At 41.7% G+C, this 15,350-nt stretch carries 13 protein-coding genes; 7 read left to right on the forward strand and 6 right to left on the reverse strand.

Going from position 1 to position 15,350, the window contains the following annotated elements; all coding sequences use genetic code 11:
* Nucleotides 1-200: 200 nt before the first annotated feature.
* Genes lon through AB3G73_RS04890 form a run of 3 tightly spaced genes read left to right on the forward strand, consistent with a single transcriptional unit; the run spans nucleotide 201 to nucleotide 4,894 of the window.
* Complete coding sequence (gene lon, locus AB3G73_RS04880) at nucleotides 201-2,666, forward strand: endopeptidase La (RefSeq protein ID WP_195650301.1); 2,466 nt, start codon at nucleotides 201-203, stop codon at nucleotides 2,664-2,666.
* The gene (gene tgt / locus AB3G73_RS04885; protein ID WP_004295910.1) at nucleotides 2,663-3,793 is read left to right on the forward strand and encodes a tRNA guanosine(34) transglycosylase Tgt; all 1,131 of its coding nucleotides are present in this window, start codon (nucleotides 2,663-2,665) and stop codon (nucleotides 3,791-3,793) included. Before lon ends, tgt begins: the two co-directional genes overlap by 4 nt.
* A gap of 3 nt (nucleotides 3,794-3,796) precedes the next feature.
* Nucleotides 3,797-4,894 (forward strand): LptF/LptG family permease, encoded by a 1,098-nt coding sequence (locus AB3G73_RS04890; protein ID WP_259022948.1) that lies wholly within the window; start codon nucleotides 3,797-3,799, stop codon nucleotides 4,892-4,894.
* A gap of 82 nt (nucleotides 4,895-4,976) precedes the next feature.
* Here the strand turns inward: AB3G73_RS04890 and AB3G73_RS04895 are convergent, their stop codons facing one another.
* Nucleotides 4,977-5,579, reverse strand: a complete 603-nt coding sequence (locus AB3G73_RS04895; protein ID WP_195650299.1) for a sugar O-acetyltransferase — start codon at nucleotides 5,577-5,579, stop codon at nucleotides 4,977-4,979.
* A 418-nt stretch (nucleotides 5,580-5,997) separates the two neighbouring features.
* On the reverse strand, nucleotides 5,998-6,501 hold the full coding sequence (locus AB3G73_RS04900; RefSeq protein WP_148366661.1) for a thioredoxin-like domain-containing protein: 504 nt from the start codon (nucleotides 6,499-6,501) through the stop codon (nucleotides 5,998-6,000).
* A gap of 266 nt (nucleotides 6,502-6,767) precedes the next feature.
* Between AB3G73_RS04900 and serB the strand changes: the two genes are divergently transcribed.
* Both serB and AB3G73_RS04910 read left to right on the forward strand, forming a co-directional pair.
* Nucleotides 6,768-7,997, forward strand: a complete 1,230-nt coding sequence (serB, locus tag AB3G73_RS04905; RefSeq protein WP_004311666.1) for a phosphoserine phosphatase SerB — start codon at nucleotides 6,768-6,770, stop codon at nucleotides 7,995-7,997.
* A gap of 46 nt (nucleotides 7,998-8,043) precedes the next feature.
* Nucleotides 8,044-9,312, forward strand: a complete 1,269-nt coding sequence (locus AB3G73_RS04910; RefSeq protein ID WP_148366660.1) for a DEAD/DEAH box helicase — start codon at nucleotides 8,044-8,046, stop codon at nucleotides 9,310-9,312.
* A 51-nt stretch (nucleotides 9,313-9,363) separates the two neighbouring features.
* Here AB3G73_RS04910 and AB3G73_RS04915 read toward each other — a convergent pair whose 3' ends face one another.
* The 3 genes from AB3G73_RS04915 to rfbC are packed head-to-tail and all read right to left on the reverse strand — an operon-like array spanning nucleotide 9,364 to nucleotide 12,085.
* Complete coding sequence (locus tag AB3G73_RS04915) at nucleotides 9,364-10,161, reverse strand: DUF4738 domain-containing protein (protein ID WP_148366659.1); 798 nt, start codon at nucleotides 10,159-10,161, stop codon at nucleotides 9,364-9,366.
* A gap of 35 nt (nucleotides 10,162-10,196) precedes the next feature.
* Nucleotides 10,197-11,510, reverse strand: a complete 1,314-nt coding sequence (locus tag AB3G73_RS04920) for a UDP-glucose/GDP-mannose dehydrogenase family protein (protein WP_148366658.1) — start codon at nucleotides 11,508-11,510, stop codon at nucleotides 10,197-10,199.
* 26 nt (nucleotides 11,511-11,536) lie between these two features.
* Nucleotides 11,537-12,085 carry a dTDP-4-dehydrorhamnose 3,5-epimerase gene (gene rfbC, locus AB3G73_RS04925; RefSeq protein ID WP_004303149.1) on the reverse strand — a complete coding sequence of 183 codons (549 nt, stop codon included), beginning with the start codon at nucleotides 12,083-12,085 and terminating at the stop codon, nucleotides 11,537-11,539.
* A gap of 90 nt (nucleotides 12,086-12,175) precedes the next feature.
* On the opposite strand from rfbC, the gene AB3G73_RS04930 reads away from it, so the two are divergent.
* Together AB3G73_RS04930 and AB3G73_RS04935 are read left to right on the forward strand one after the other, a co-directional pair.
* Entirely contained in the window at nucleotides 12,176-13,261 is a 1,086-nt protein-coding gene (locus tag AB3G73_RS04930) for an SPOR domain-containing protein (protein ID WP_367743275.1), read from the forward strand.
* An 18-nt stretch (nucleotides 13,262-13,279) separates the two neighbouring features.
* Nucleotides 13,280-13,816 carry an FHA domain-containing protein gene (locus AB3G73_RS04935; RefSeq protein ID WP_217722865.1) on the forward strand — a complete coding sequence of 179 codons (537 nt, stop codon included), beginning with the start codon at nucleotides 13,280-13,282 and terminating at the stop codon, nucleotides 13,814-13,816.
* Nucleotides 13,817-13,886: 70 nt separating this feature from the next.
* On the opposite strand, the gene AB3G73_RS04940 is transcribed toward AB3G73_RS04935, so the two are convergent.
* Complete coding sequence (locus AB3G73_RS04940) at nucleotides 13,887-15,326, reverse strand: tagaturonate reductase (protein WP_122137190.1); 1,440 nt, start codon at nucleotides 15,324-15,326, stop codon at nucleotides 13,887-13,889.
* Nucleotides 15,327-15,350 lie beyond the last annotated feature (24 nt).

Below are 15,350 nucleotides of genomic sequence, written 5' to 3' on the forward strand. Positions count from 1 at the left end.
TAAAGCCGTTTTATACTATTATTTTATTGCAAATCGCCAAAAATAAATAATAATTATGGAATACTCCCTTTATAAGCCGATATTTTGGCATTGTTTTTGTGTTTTTATTCTGCGCAGTGCTTTATTATTAGAGAGAATCAATTAACTTTGCAAACGATTTATGCATATCAGTATGACATAAACTAAATTAAAACGAAAAGATGAAAGAAAGATATTTATTGGAAGATGGAGGCGATAACAGCTTCTCGCTAATCACAGACTATGATGGGAACGATGAACAAGCATTTGATGTAAATGTGAAATCTGGTGAAATTCTTCCAGTACTCCCCTTACGTAATATGGTGTTGTTTCCTGGAGTATTCCTGCCGATCACGGTAGGCCGCAAGTCTTCTCTGAAACTCGTACGAGATGCCGACAAGAAACATAAAGATATTGCAGTAGTATGCCAGAGATCGGCACATACAGAAGATCCGAAACTGGAGGATTTACACAATATCGGTACCGTAGGACGAATTGTGCGGATATTGGAAATGCCCGATCAGACAACAACTGTCATTCTTCAGGGAATGAAACGTTTAAGTCTGACAAACATCATCGAAACTCATCCGTACCTGAAAGGTGAAATACAACTTTTGGAGGAAGATGTCCCAGGCAAAGATGATAAAGAGTTTCAAGCCTTGGTGGAAACTTGCAAGGACTTGACAATGAGATACATCAAATCGTCAGATGTGATGCATCAGGATTCGTCGTTTGCTATTAAAAACATCAACAACCCAATGTTCCTGGTCAATTTCATCTGCTCAAACCTGCCGTTCAAGAAAGATGAGAAGATGGACTTGTTGAGCATCAACTCATTGCGTGAACGCACTTATCACTTACTGGAAATTCTGAACCGTGAAGTGCAGTTGGCAGAAATCAAGGCATCCATCCAAATGCGTGCCCGTGAAGATATCGACCAGCAACAACGCGAATACTTCCTGCAACAGCAGATCAAGACTATTCAGGATGAACTGGGTGGCGGCGGCCAAGAGCAGGAAATAGAGGAAATGCGCCAGAAGGCAGAAAGAATGCGCTGGAATTTAGAAGTCAGAGACACGTTCATGAAAGAACTTGCCAAACTGGAGCGTACTCACCCGCAATCTCCGGATTACAGCGTACAGCTCAACTATCTGCAAACGATGCTCAATCTCCCATGGGGTACTTATACAACTGACAATCTGAACCTTAAAAACGCAGAAAAGACGTTGAACAAAGACCATTACGGACTGGAGAAAGTAAAAGAACGTATTTTGGAACACTTAGCCGTATTGAAGCTGAAAGGTGATATGAAATCACCGATTATCTGCTTGTATGGCCCTCCGGGAGTGGGTAAAACATCTCTTGGAAGATCCATCGCATCTGCGCTCAAACGGAAATATGTACGTATGTCTTTAGGTGGTGTGCATGACGAAGCGGAGATTCGTGGTCATCGTAAGACTTATATCGGTGCTATGCCCGGACGAATCATCAAGAGCTTGATAAAAGCCGGTGCTTCCAATCCTGTTTTCATCTTGGATGAAATAGACAAGGTCAGTGCCGACCGTCAGGGGGACCCTTCTTCTGCATTGCTGGAAGTGCTCGACCCGGAACAGAATACTTCTTTCCATGATAACTTCCTAGATGTAGACTACGATCTCTCCAAGGTATTGTTTATTGCAACAGCCAACAACCTGAACACAATCCCCGGTCCGTTGCTGGACCGTATGGAATTGATTGAAGTAAGCGGATATATCACGGAAGAGAAAGTCGAGATTGCCCGCAAGCATCTGCTACCCAAAGAATTGGAAGCCAACGGACTCAAAAAAACGGATATCAAGCTTCCTAAAGATACGCTGGAAGCTATAATCGAGTCATATACCCGTGAAAGCGGCGTTCGCGAACTGGAAAAGAAGATCGGTAAGATTCTTCGCAAATCGGCTCGCCAATATGCTACGGACGGTTATTTCGCTAAGACGGAAATCAAACCGACAGATTTGTATGATTTCCTCGGAGCACCCGAATATACACGCGACAAGTATCAGGGAAATGATTACGCAGGTGTAGTCACCGGATTGGCATGGACAGCTGTCGGAGGCGAAATCTTATTTGTAGAAACCAGTTTGAGCCGCGGCAAGGGCGGACGTCTTACATTGACCGGTAACTTGGGAGATGTGATGAAAGAATCTGCCATGCTGGCACTTGAATATATCAAGGCGCATGCTTCTGTCCTTAGTCTGGACGAAGAGATCTTTGACAACTGGAATATCCATATCCACGTTCCTGAAGGGGCTATTCCGAAAGACGGTCCATCAGCAGGTATCACGATGGCCACTTCACTGGCTTCTGCCCTGACTCAAAGAAAAGTGAAAGCCAACATTGCCATGACGGGAGAAATCACTCTTCGCGGCAAAGTGCTTCCTGTGGGTGGCATCAAGGAGAAGATATTGGCAGCCAAACGTGCCGGAATCAAGGAAATCATCATGAGTGCCGAGAACAAAAAGAACATAGATGAAATTCAGGATATTTATTTGAAAGGACTGACTTTCCACTATGTAAACGATATAAAAGAGGTATTCGCTATTGCATTGACCAACGAAAAAGTAACGGATCCTATTGATTTATCTGTTAAGAAACCCAGCCAGGAATGACATTTGAGTTACAATATACAGACACTAAAAGTAATGCCCGTGCCGGTCTGATAACAACAGACCACGGGCAGATACAAACACCTATCTTCATGCCGGTGGGCACACTGGGCACTGTAAAGGGAGTACATCTGACCGAATTAAAAGAAGACATTCAGGCACAGATTATTCTGGGTAATACCTATCACCTCTATTTGCGTCCGGGATTGGACGTGATCGAGAAAGCAGGCGGACTGCACCGCTTTAACGGTTTCGACCGCCCCATGCTGACTGACAGCGGTGGTTTTCAGGTATTTTCATTAGCCGGAATCAGAAAGCTGCGTGAAGAAGGAGCTGAATTTCGTTCGCATATCGACGGAAGCAAGCACATCTTCACTCCGGAGAAGGTGATGGACATTGAACGGACTATCGGTGCGGATATTATGATGGCTTTTGACGAATGTCCTCCGGGCGACTCGGATTACGAGTATGCCAAAAAGTCATTAGGATTAACCCACAGGTGGCTCGACCGTTGTATACAACGTTTTAATGAGACAGAACCTAAATACGGTTACAACCAGTCTCTCTTCCCCATCGTCCAGGGATGCGTTTATCCTGACCTGCGCAAGCAATCTGCAGAGTTTGTAGCGTCCAAAGGTGCTGACGGGAATGCTATCGGCGGTTTGGCGGTAGGTGAACCGGTAGACAAGATGTATGAAATGATCGAGATTGTCAATGAAATACTTCCCAAAGACAAACCCCGTTACCTGATGGGGGTCGGAACTCCTGTCAACATTCTTGAAGGAATAGAACGCGGCGTGGATATGTTCGACTGCGTTATGCCTACAAGAAACGGACGAAATGGCATGTTGTTCACCAAAGATGGCATTATCAATATGCGGAACAAAAAATGGGAAACAGACTTCTCTCCTATTGAAGCCGACGGAGCCTCTTGCGTGGATACATTGTACAGCAAGGCTTATTTGCGCCATCTTTTCCATGCACAAGAGCTACTGGCTATGCAAATCGCTTCCATACACAATCTGGCATTCTATCTGTGGCTGGCAGGGGAAGCAAGAAAGCACATTATTGCCGGAGATTTCTCGACCTGGAAGCCGATGATGGTTAAAAGAGTATCAACTAGATTATAAGAAATGAAAAGCAATCGATTTATAAAACGGCTGGACTGGTATATCATCAAGAAGTTCTTGGGGACATACGTATTTGCTATTGCACTAATCATTTCTATTGCAGTGGTATTCGACTTCAACGAAAAGATGGACAAACTAATGGAGCATGAAGCTCCATGGGATAAAATCATCTTTGAATACTACATGAACTTTATCCCCTATTTCTCCAATCTGTTCAGTCCATTGTTCGTATTCATTGCTGTTATTTTCTTTACCTCCAAACTGGCAGAAAACTCCGAAATTATCGCGATGTTCTCCACCGGTATGAGCTTTAAAAGGATGATGCGCCCTTATATGATTTCTGCCGCTATCATCGCATTGGTCACCTTCACACTAAGTTCGTATGTGATTCCGAAAGGAAGTGTTACGCGTCTGAATTTTGAAGATCGGTATATCAAACCAAAGAAACAAAACTCGGTAAGCAATGTGCAGCTGGAAGTGGATAGCGGAGTGATTGCATATATCGACAACTATAACAACGCAATGAAAACCGGTAACCGCTTTTCATTGGATAAATTTGTGGATAAAAAATTAGTTTCGCATTTAACTGCACGACGGATTACCTACGACACCACCACCGTTCATAAATGGACGATCCACGATTATATGGTACGCGAACTGGATGGTTTAAAGGAAAATATCACTAAGGGAGACCGAATAGACTCTATCATCAACATGGAACCTTCTGACTTTCTTATCATGAAAAATCAGCAGGAAATGCTGACCAGTCCCGAATTGAGCGATTATATCGCCAAACAGAAACGAAGAGGATTTGCCAACATCAAGGAGTTTGAGATTGAATATCACAAACGAATCGCTATGTCGTTCGCCTCTTTCATCCTTACCATCATCGGTGTATCGCTTTCGTCCCGAAAAACGAAAGGTGGTATGGGACTTCATCTGGGTATCGGATTAGGATTAAGTTTCTCTTATATTCTGTTCCAGACGATTACTTCTACCTTTGCCGTGAACGGAAATGTGCCGCCTGCCATTGCAGTCTGGATTCCTAATATCCTTTATGCGGGTATCGCATTCTTCTTGTACCAGAAGGCGCCTAAATAAAAGGTAGGCAAGCCTTCCACAGTCTTCACGGATTCGTGCCTTTACTTTATCATCTGGTGCATTCAGTTTCTTCTTATGAACGTTATTTCACGAATCCAACCTTGTCCGCTTCGGTTATTTGCTTGATGATACGACAAGGATTGCCTGCAGCAAGGGTACGGGGAGGAATATCATGCGTGACGATGCTTCCACAACCGATGACGGCTCCTTCGCCTATAGTTACACCTGCCATGATTTTTACATTGCCGGCTATCCACACCTTGTCACCAATGGTGATGCGACCGCCTATGAGTGCTCCCAGAGCACGCTCCTCGGGATCAAGACTGTGGTTGGCACTGTACATACCTACATTAGGACCTATGAGAACATGGTTGCCGATGGTGATACGTGAGCAATCAAGTAACACAGCACCGAAGTTGATGTAAACGTCATTGCCGATGTAAATGTTCTTACCAAACTCACAAATAAAGTTTGGCTCAATATACACATTTTCTCCAATACTACCAAATAGCTCTTTCAACAGCTGCTTACGCTCTTCGGGTTGTTCATCGGTTGTTTGATTGAACTTCTTGAAGATGTTTTTTGCCTCTACACGGCGTTTAAACAAATCTTCATCGAAGTCATCGTAAATCATGTCAAGTTGCATCTTTTCCCATGCAGAGAGGGTGGAGTCATTAGATTTCATACCTTTTCGTATATAACGTCAGTTCGACGAATTATAATTATTTGATTATTTGGAGAATAACAATAAAAGTAGCATATTTATAGTGTCTAATTATAAACACATACCAAACCTTTATCACTATATTTACAGAATGCAAAGTTATTGAAATATTTTGTTTGGCAGATAATTTCTGTAAGTTTTCTGATTCCTTACCCACGGCTTTTTCATTTAAGAAATAGTATTTTAAGATACAAGATCTTAGTGTTTTGGATGCACCGGATAAACGAAAAGTATAAAAGAGAAGTTCCGCCTATTCTTGCTAATGCAAGTGCAGGCGGAACTTTTTTGTTGTATCCATTTCCTCTTTTGTCTATTCTCCATTGTTTTCACCTGACGGTGATTTGGAAAATCCCTCTTTCTCCTTACATTCTTAAAATCGTTAACCGACTTCTTTTACATAAGCAGAAAGATCTGCAGCAGAGATGTTTTTGGCTATAATTACACCATTTCCATCCAATAAATAGTTAGTGAATCCCCGGTTTAAACGGTACTTCTTAAATAAGCCGGAATCCTCGCCTTCTGTTTCCACGAAACAAGTGGGCGTAACTATTTGATCCTTACGAACGGTTTCCTTAAATATTGACTGATATTCGTCAAATGAAATAGAAACCATTTCCACATTATGAGAAGAACGAAGCGCATTGCTCAAACTTACATTTTGCATCCGGGACTGCGCGTCATAACTTGCCCAAAAACTTAGCAACACATATTTACCTTTCAAATTTCCCAATTTAAAGGCGGGTTGCCCGTCTGACGTAGATTCGATTTTAAAATCAGGGGCTACGTCACCCTCACTCAAACCTCCGGTAGGTTTGTCTTTCTCAACGAAAGCGGTCAAGGAACAAATCAGTAATACAACAAAAATCCATTTTACATGCTTCATGTAATTAGGTTTTAGTTAATACTATCCGGGCCTGTCCTTAAACAGTGGTTTCTTCCCGAAACGTTGTCTTTTCAGGCATCAGGCGAAGAGGAATCCGCTGATTATCAGAGCCTTTATTTTTGAAACCGGGTGCAAAGGTAAGTAAATATTAAATTAACTTCCAAGCAAATAAGCAAAAATCTCACTTTTGGGGTATAACTTTTTATGTTATTTAGCATAAAAACGAACTTTTTTCTCTACTTTTGCAGAGTTAAAGTCTATTTTTTATGCAACCATCAAATACTGAATTGATTCTGATTCGAGTTACCGGCGAAGATCGCCCGGGACTGACTGCTTCCGTGACCGAAATCCTTGCCAAATATGATGCCACGATTCTCGATATCGGCCAGGCAGATATTCATAATACATTATCGCTGGGTATCCTGTTCAAGAGTGAAGAAAGACATTCCGGATTCATTATGAAGGAACTGTTGTTCAAGGCTTCTTCTCTGGGAGTGACCATCCGGTTTGAACCTATCACCACCGAGCAATATGAAAACTGGGTAGGTATGCAAGGGAAAAACCGTTATATCCTGACGGTTCTGGGACGCAAGCTTTCCGCCCGACAGATTTCTGCCGCTACAAGCATCTTAGCCGAGCAGGGCATGAATATCGACGCTATTAAACGTCTGACAGGTCGTATCCCGTTGGATGAATGTCAGGCAGATACACGTACCAGGGCTTGCATTGAGTTTTCAGTGAGAGGTACTCCGAAAGATCGCATTGCGATGCAGGAGAAGCTGATGAAGTTGGCCAGCGAATTGGAAATGGACTTTTCTTTCCAACAGGATAATATGTACCGTCGTATGCGCCGTCTAATCTGTTTTGATATGGACTCTACATTAATCGAAACAGAGGTGATTGACGAACTGGCTATCCGTGCCGGTGTAGGCGACGAAGTAAAGGCCATCACAGAAAGCGCCATGCGTGGAGAAATAGACTTTACAGAGAGCTTTACCCGCCGTGTAGCACTATTGAAAGGGCTGGACGAATCGGTAATGCAGGAAATAGCCGAGAGCTTGCCTATCACAGAGGGTGTAGAGCGGCTGATGTATGTATTGAAGAAGTACGGTTACAAAATCGCCATCCTTTCGGGAGGATTCACTTATTTCGGTCAATACCTGCAAAAAAAATACGGTATAGATTACGTCTATGCCAACGAACTGGAAATTATTGATGGCAAACTGACCGGACGTTACCTGGGAGATGTAGTAGACGGAAAACGGAAAGCTGAATTGCTCCGCCTCATTGCACAAGTGGAAAAGGTGGATATTGCACAGACCATCGCTGTAGGAGACGGAGCTAACGACCTCCCTATGCTAGGGGTTGCCGGACTGGGAATCGCCTTCCACGCAAAGCCTAAAGTGGTGGCAAATGCCAAGCAATCGATCAACACCATCGGACTGGATGGGGTGCTCTATTTCCTCGGATTCAAAGATTCTTACTTGAATATGTAATTAGACAAAAAAATAGATTATCTTTGCTGACAAATTAAATAAAAGAATGAAGTTTTCCGAACTACAATTAAATGCAAATGTGCTTGAGGCGCTTGATGCCATGCGATTTGACGAATGTACGCCTATACAGGAGCAGGCAATTCCAATCATACTTGAGGGTAAAGATTTGATCGCAGTAGCACAGACAGGAACAGGTAAAACGGCTGCATTTCTACTGCCTGTATTGAATAAATTATCTGAAGGTAAACATCCGGAAGATGCGATTAATTGTGTCATCATGTCTCCTACCCGGGAATTGGCCCAACAGATTGACCAGCAAATGGAAGGGTTTTCTTATTTCATGCCGGTATCGAGTGTTGCCGTATACGGTGGAAATGATGGAGTATTGTTCGAACAACAGAAAAAAGGACTCACTTTAGGAGCTGATGTTGTTATTGCTACTCCCGGACGTCTGATCGCCCATTTAAGCCTTGGATATGTAGATCTTTCCAAGGTTTCTTATTTTATTCTGGATGAAGCAGACCGGATGCTCGACATGGGATTTTATGAAGATATCATGCAAATTGCGAAATATCTGCCGAAGGAACGACAGACAATCATGTTTTCTGCAACAATGCCTGCAAAGATTCAGCAATTGGCAAACACAATCTTAAATAATCCGTCAGAGATAAAGCTTGCAGTTTCTAAACCTGCAGAAAAGATTATTCAGGCGGCATATGTTTGTTACGAGAATCAAAAGTTGGGAATTATACGCAGTCTTTTTATGGATGAAGTTCCGGAGCGTGTGATCGTCTTTGCTTCTTCCAAAATCAAAGTCAAAGAAGTGGCTAAGGCCTTGAAGTCCATGAAACTGAATGTAGGGGAAATGCATTCGGATCTGGAACAGGCTCAACGGGAAACTGTTATGCACGAGTTTAAAGCCGGACGAATCAATATATTGGTAGCTACGGATATCGTTGCACGTGGTATCGACATTGATGATATTCGACTGGTTATCAACTTCGACGTGCCTCACGATAGCGAGGATTATGTACACCGCATCGGACGTACGGCACGTGCCAATAACGATGGTGTAGCACTTACGTTTATCAGCGAGAAAGAGCAAAGCAACTTCAAAAGTATTGAGAACTTCCTGGAAAAAGAGATTTATAAAATTCCTATTCCTGAAGAATTGGGAGAAGCTCCGGAATACAAGCCACGTTCTTTTAGCAAGGGCAAGGGTGGCAACTACAAAAGAAAAGATTTCCGGGGAAAAAGGAATAATAATAACGGAGGAAAGAGAAATAACCGTCCGTCTCCCCCCAGACAAAATTAAAGCAAGGCTTTTTAATCCGGCACTATACGATCTGAATGTATGGTGCTTTTTTTATTTGGATGAAATGATAGTCAAATCTCCTTTAAAACTTACTTCCATATTTACAATGCTATATATGGAAGTTTCCGGAATGGCCAAGACAGCCTGATAATGAAAACCGTTCCGGTCTACTTTCACAAACTTTGTATCTGACAGGATGGATTGCTCCAGAAAATCGACAGGAAGTACTTTGTCAAACATCTGTTTGGTAACATCGCTGGCAAACAGGCTCTTTTTACCTTCATACACACAAATGTGCATCACATTATCATAGTATACATTATCCATGCTAATCCCGTCTTCGGAATAAGTCGTCTTGATGACTCTCATTTTAGAAGGATTAATATATACGTATGCACGATAGCGAGTGCCATTATAAGTCACCACACTATCACGTTTGGTTACTTCCGTATATGCCGGAATTACTAATTCCTGACGGACAAAATAGATTGAATCATTGGCATCTTCGGATTTATGTAGCTTAATCACATCATCCGTTATGGAATGAAACCAGAATATATGTTCTGCCTGCTTATCAATCTTGTAATAAGTAGTATCATTTCCATAAGTATAAAGAGTATCCCGTATTATTTTAAATGCAATGGGAGTACTTTGCACATCTGCATAGTAGATCGTATCTCCTTCTACACGCATCAACGGGCTCTCCGTTTCATCGTCCAGCCAAATTCCCTGCAGTAGCCCTTTTGCACTAAGATCCTCCTTCTCTTGTTGAAGAGAATGGGGATTCTTATTGCCGCTACATGCCGCGAAAAAGATTGCCATTAACGATACAGCCACATTTTTCATCATCTATTTTAGTTTTGTATAAAGATACTCTTATTTTTTTATTTACCAATACAGTGATAAATAAATCCGAGTTCTTCCATCTCTTTTTTATCATATATATTACGCCCGTCCAACACAATCTGCCGGGACATCGTTTTCTTGATAACGGCCCATGAAGGCAGACGGAATTCTTTCCATTCGGTAACCAGCATCAACACATCAGCATCCAGTACGGCATCGTACATATCGCAAGCATAATAGATGGTGTCGCCAATCCTACGCTTACATTCTTGCGTGGCAGCCGGATCGTATGCACGTACTTTACAACCAGCTTTGAGCAATCTATCAATCAGGACTAATGCCGGAGCCTCACGCATATCATCCGTTTCCGGTTTAAATGCCAATCCCCACAAAGCAACTGTCTTACCTTGCAAATCACCATTAAACTGCTTCACTAGCTTTTCGAACAAGACGCTTTTTTGGTTCTCATTCACTTCTTCCACAGCTGTAAGTACCCGCATGGTATAACCATTCTGTTCTGCCGTTTTAATCAATGCCTTCACATCTTTTGGGAAACAAGAACCACCATATCCGATGCCCGGATACAGAAACTTACGTCCGATACGGGTATCCGAACCTATTCCGCTACGCACCATATTCACATCCGCACCAACAATCTCGCACAAGTTTGCAATATCATTCATAAAGCTTATACGGGTTGCCAGCATCGAATTTGCCGCATATTTAGTCATTTCCGCAGACGGAATATCCATGAAAATCACACGGAAATTATTCAATAAGAATGGTTTATATAGTTTGGACATCAATTTCTCCGCACGTGCCGACTCCACTCCCACTACCACGCGGTCCGGGCTCATAAAGTCACTGATAGCATTTCCTTCTTTAAGGAATTCCGGATTAGAAGCCACATCAAAATCAACCTTCACGCCTCTCTTATCCAGTTCTTCCTGAATAACCGCACGAACCTTACTGGCAGTGCCTACCGGAACGGTGCTTTTGGTAACTACCAATTTATACTGTTTCATGTTGCGACCAATGGTACGGGCCACCTCCAATACGTATTTCAAATCAGCGCTGCCATCTTCATCCGGAGGAGTCCCAACTGCACTGAATATAACTTCCACTTCATCCAAACAACTTTCCAATGAGGTAGTAAACTTCAATCGCTTTGCCTTCATATTACGGAGTACCATCTCTTCCAATCCATTTTCATAAATTGGGATGTTCCCCTTTTGCAAAGATTCAATTTTCTCTTTGTTCGTGTCTACGCACGTTACATTCACGCCAATTTCGGCAAAACATGTGCCTGACACCAGCCCCACATACCCTGTTCCCACGATTGCAATTTTCATACTTAATCTATTGTTTGTTTAGAAATTCATTCAAAATAAACGGCGTCTTTGAAAGCAGTTCCCTCTCTGTCTTTCGCAGATAGTAACATTTGCGACTCTGCCAACGGCCAGTCGATCCCCAATGTTTCGTCATTATATAAAATAGAGGCTTCTGCCTGCGGAGCATACTTGTTATCTACCTTATATGTAAAAACAGCTTCTTCACTCAAAACTGCAAATCCATGAGCAAAACCGCGGGGAATAAAAAATTGTCTCTTGTTTTCTTCACTAAGCAATACACAAACATGCTTTCCAAACGTAGGCGATGATTTACGCAAATCAACGGCAACGTCCAGCACTTCTCCTTTAAGAACACGAACCAATTTCGCCTGACTATGTTCTCCTTTTTGATAGTGCAATCCGCGCAATACACCAAAAGACGATTTCGACTCGTTGTCCTGTATAAAGTTTACGGGACCAATATTAGCTTCAAACTCTTCTTTCTTATAGGCTTCCATAAAATAGCCCCGTTCATCGGAGAAAACTCTAGGCTCAATCAGCCATACTCCGTCTATTTCTGTCTGTATATAGTTCATTATTGATAGTGATAAATAAAACGATGCAAAAGTAGTGAATTTTTCGAAGTTTTCTGGGATATATTCAATTTATCTCTTAATTTTGCAGACATGATTGAATTGGCACAACATATAGAGACTTTACTACTGGAAAACGACTGCGTCATTGTTCCGGGATTTGGTGGTTTTGTAGCACATTATTCGCCTGCAACCCGCGTAAAGGAAGAAAATATATTTTTACCTCCTACCCGTACAATCGGTTTTAATCCTCAATTAAAACTAAATGACGGTGTATTGGTGCAATCTTATATGTCAGTATACGACACAAGTTTTGCTGACGCCAGCCGTATAGTAGAAAAAGAAGTAAACGAATTTATCGGTCTCCTTCATGAAGAAGGGAAAGCCCATCTGGATAATATAGGCGAGATTCATTATAATATTTATGGCAACTACGAGTTCGTACCTTATGATTATAAGATAACAACTCCTTCATTATATGGTCTCGACTCTTTTGAAATACATGAACTTTCGGCTCTGCAGCAGAAAGAAAAAGTATTGGTACCGACTTATCAGGAAAAGGAAAAGAAGACTTTTGAAATTAGTATCAACCGCGCGTATCTCCGCAATGCTGCAGCAATGATTGCTGCCATCGTACTGTTCTTTGCCTTTTCAACTCCGGTAGAGAATACCGACGTTCAAAAGAACAATTATGCACAGTTATTGCCCAGCGAGCTTTTTGAGCAAATAGAAAAGCAATCGGTTGCAGTAACTCCTGTTTATGTTAAGAACGATGCTGCGCAACAAGCAAAGAAGCTTTCTGCTTCTTCCGCTTCAACCAAAACTTCTTCTGCTAAAAAGCATACAACGGATAAAGCCAAGACTTCCAAACCGATCACAGTAAGAGAAGTGAAAGTGGTAAAACAGGAAACAGCGACTCCTGCTCCTGCGGTGAAATTTCAAGAAAGTGCAAATCATCCTTTTCATATCATAGTGGCAGGAGGAATCAGCCTGAAAGATGCAGAAGTTATTGCGAACCAATTAAAATCAAAAGGATTTGCAGATGCAAAAGCTCTGAACACTGATGGCAAAGTACGTGTCAGTATCAGTTCATTCAACAACCGTGATGAAGCGACCAAGCAATTACTTGAGCTAAGAAAAAACGAAACTTATAAGAATGCCTGGTTACTGGCTAAATAAAAATCCCTTTTAAAAAGCATGAAACGAGTTCTTTGTCCTAAATGTGAGAATTATCTTTATTTTGATGAAACCAAGTATAGTGAAGGCCAATCACTGGTATTTGAATGCGAACATTGTGGCAAGCAATTCAGTATCCGGCTAGGAAAAAGTAAAGTTAAGGCTCTTAGAAAGGAAGAAAACCTGGAAGAAGAAGCTGAATCTCATAAAGAAGAGTTCGGATATATCACTGTAATCGAAAATGTATTTGGTTTTAAACAGTTACTTCCCTTGCAGGAAGGTGACAATGTCATAGGCCGCCGTTGCGTAGGAACAAACATTAATACTCCCATTGAAAGCGGTGATATGAGCATGGATCGACGCCATTGCATCATTAATATAAAGCGTAATAAGCAAGGAAAGCTAGTCTACACATTACGAGATGCTCCTAGCCTCACAGGCACTTTCCTTATGAATGAAATTCTGGGAGATAAAGACCGTGTACGTATTGAAGATGGCGCTATTGTGACAATTGGAGCTACTACATTTATTTTGCATACGGCTGAACAAGAACTATAAATAACTGATAATAAAAAATAGCGCCACTGTTCTCTGAACAAGTGGCGCTATTTTTTATTTAGTCTTCTAATTACAGAATACCTTTCACAGTTTCAAGCATTCCTTTTTCCTGAATAGAATCCAAATCAGCTTTTACGGCTTCTGTCAATCCCGGGATCTTATTCAAATCTTCTCCCCAGATAAAATCTGCAGCCAGAACACCTTCGGCAACTTTCTTTGTGCAACCTGTTGCCCAAAGTTCTTTCAGCAGGTTCATGATTTCAGGAGCATCATTCGGAACAATTTCAGCACCATCAGCACGTACACCACCTTTATAATAAGTAATGATAGCAGCTAAACCAAGCACCAGTCCTTTAGGAAGTTCACCTTTACGTTCCAGATAAGTCTTCAATCCCGGCAAATCACGAGTTTCGTATTTAGGGAAAGAATTCAGCATGATACTGGTTACTGCATGATCCACGAACGGATTGTTGAAGCGTTCCAATACATCATTTGCAAATTTCTCCAACTCATCCTTCGGCAAGTTCAAAGTTTCCATCAGTTCGTCAAACATTACTTTGTGGATATATTTACCAATCACTTCGTGCTGGCAAGCATCACGCACAATATTCACTCCCGAGAGATAAGCAACCGGAGAAAGAACAGTATGCGGGCCATTCAACAAAGTAACCTTACGTTCGTGATAAGGAGCTTCTGACGGTACAAACAATACATTCAAGCCTGCCTTGTCAGCCGGAAACTCTTTGGCAACTTCCTGCGGAGCTTCAATCACCCACAAATGGAAAATTTCAGCCTGAACAACCAGATTATCATCATATTGCAGTTTTTCTTTGATAGCAGCAATATCCTTGCGCGGGAATCCCGGAACAATACGGTCTACCAATGTTGCATATACACCACAAGCTTCTTCAAACCAAGTTTTAAACTCATTACCCAGGTTCCACAATTCAATATATTGATAAATTGTTTCTTTCAACTTATGACCATTCAGGAAAATAAGCTCGCAAGGGAAAATAATCAAACCTTTTGTCTTATCACCATTGAATGTTTTAAAACGATGATACAGTAATTGAGTCAGCTTACCCGGATAAGATGAAGCAGGAGCATCTTCAAGTTTACAAGCCGGATCAAAAGCAATGCCAGCCTCTGTAGTGTTTGAAATAACAAAACGCATTTCAGGTTGCTCTGCTAACTTCATAAACTCGTCATTTTGAGTATATGGGTTTAAAGCGCGGCTGATTACATCAATCATTGTCAAACTGTTAACCGCCTCTCCTTTATCCAATCCTTGAAGGTTTACATGATAAAGATCATCTTGTGCATTCAGCATATCGACCATCCCTTTATCAATCGGTTGAACCACTACTACACTGCTGTTGAAATCAGCTTTCTGGTTCATGTTATAAATAATCCAATCTACAAATGCACGCAAAAAGTTACCTTCGCCAAATTGGATAATACGCTCCGGACGTTGTGTTTTAGGAGCAGTTTCTTTGTTTAATGCTTTCATGTTAGTTGTAATTTATAAAGTTGA

Origin of the sequence: Bacteroides sp. L008, assembly GCF_040812255.1 — a bacterium.
Lineage (GTDB): Bacteria > Bacteroidota > Bacteroidia > Bacteroidales > Bacteroidaceae > Bacteroides > Bacteroides vicugnae.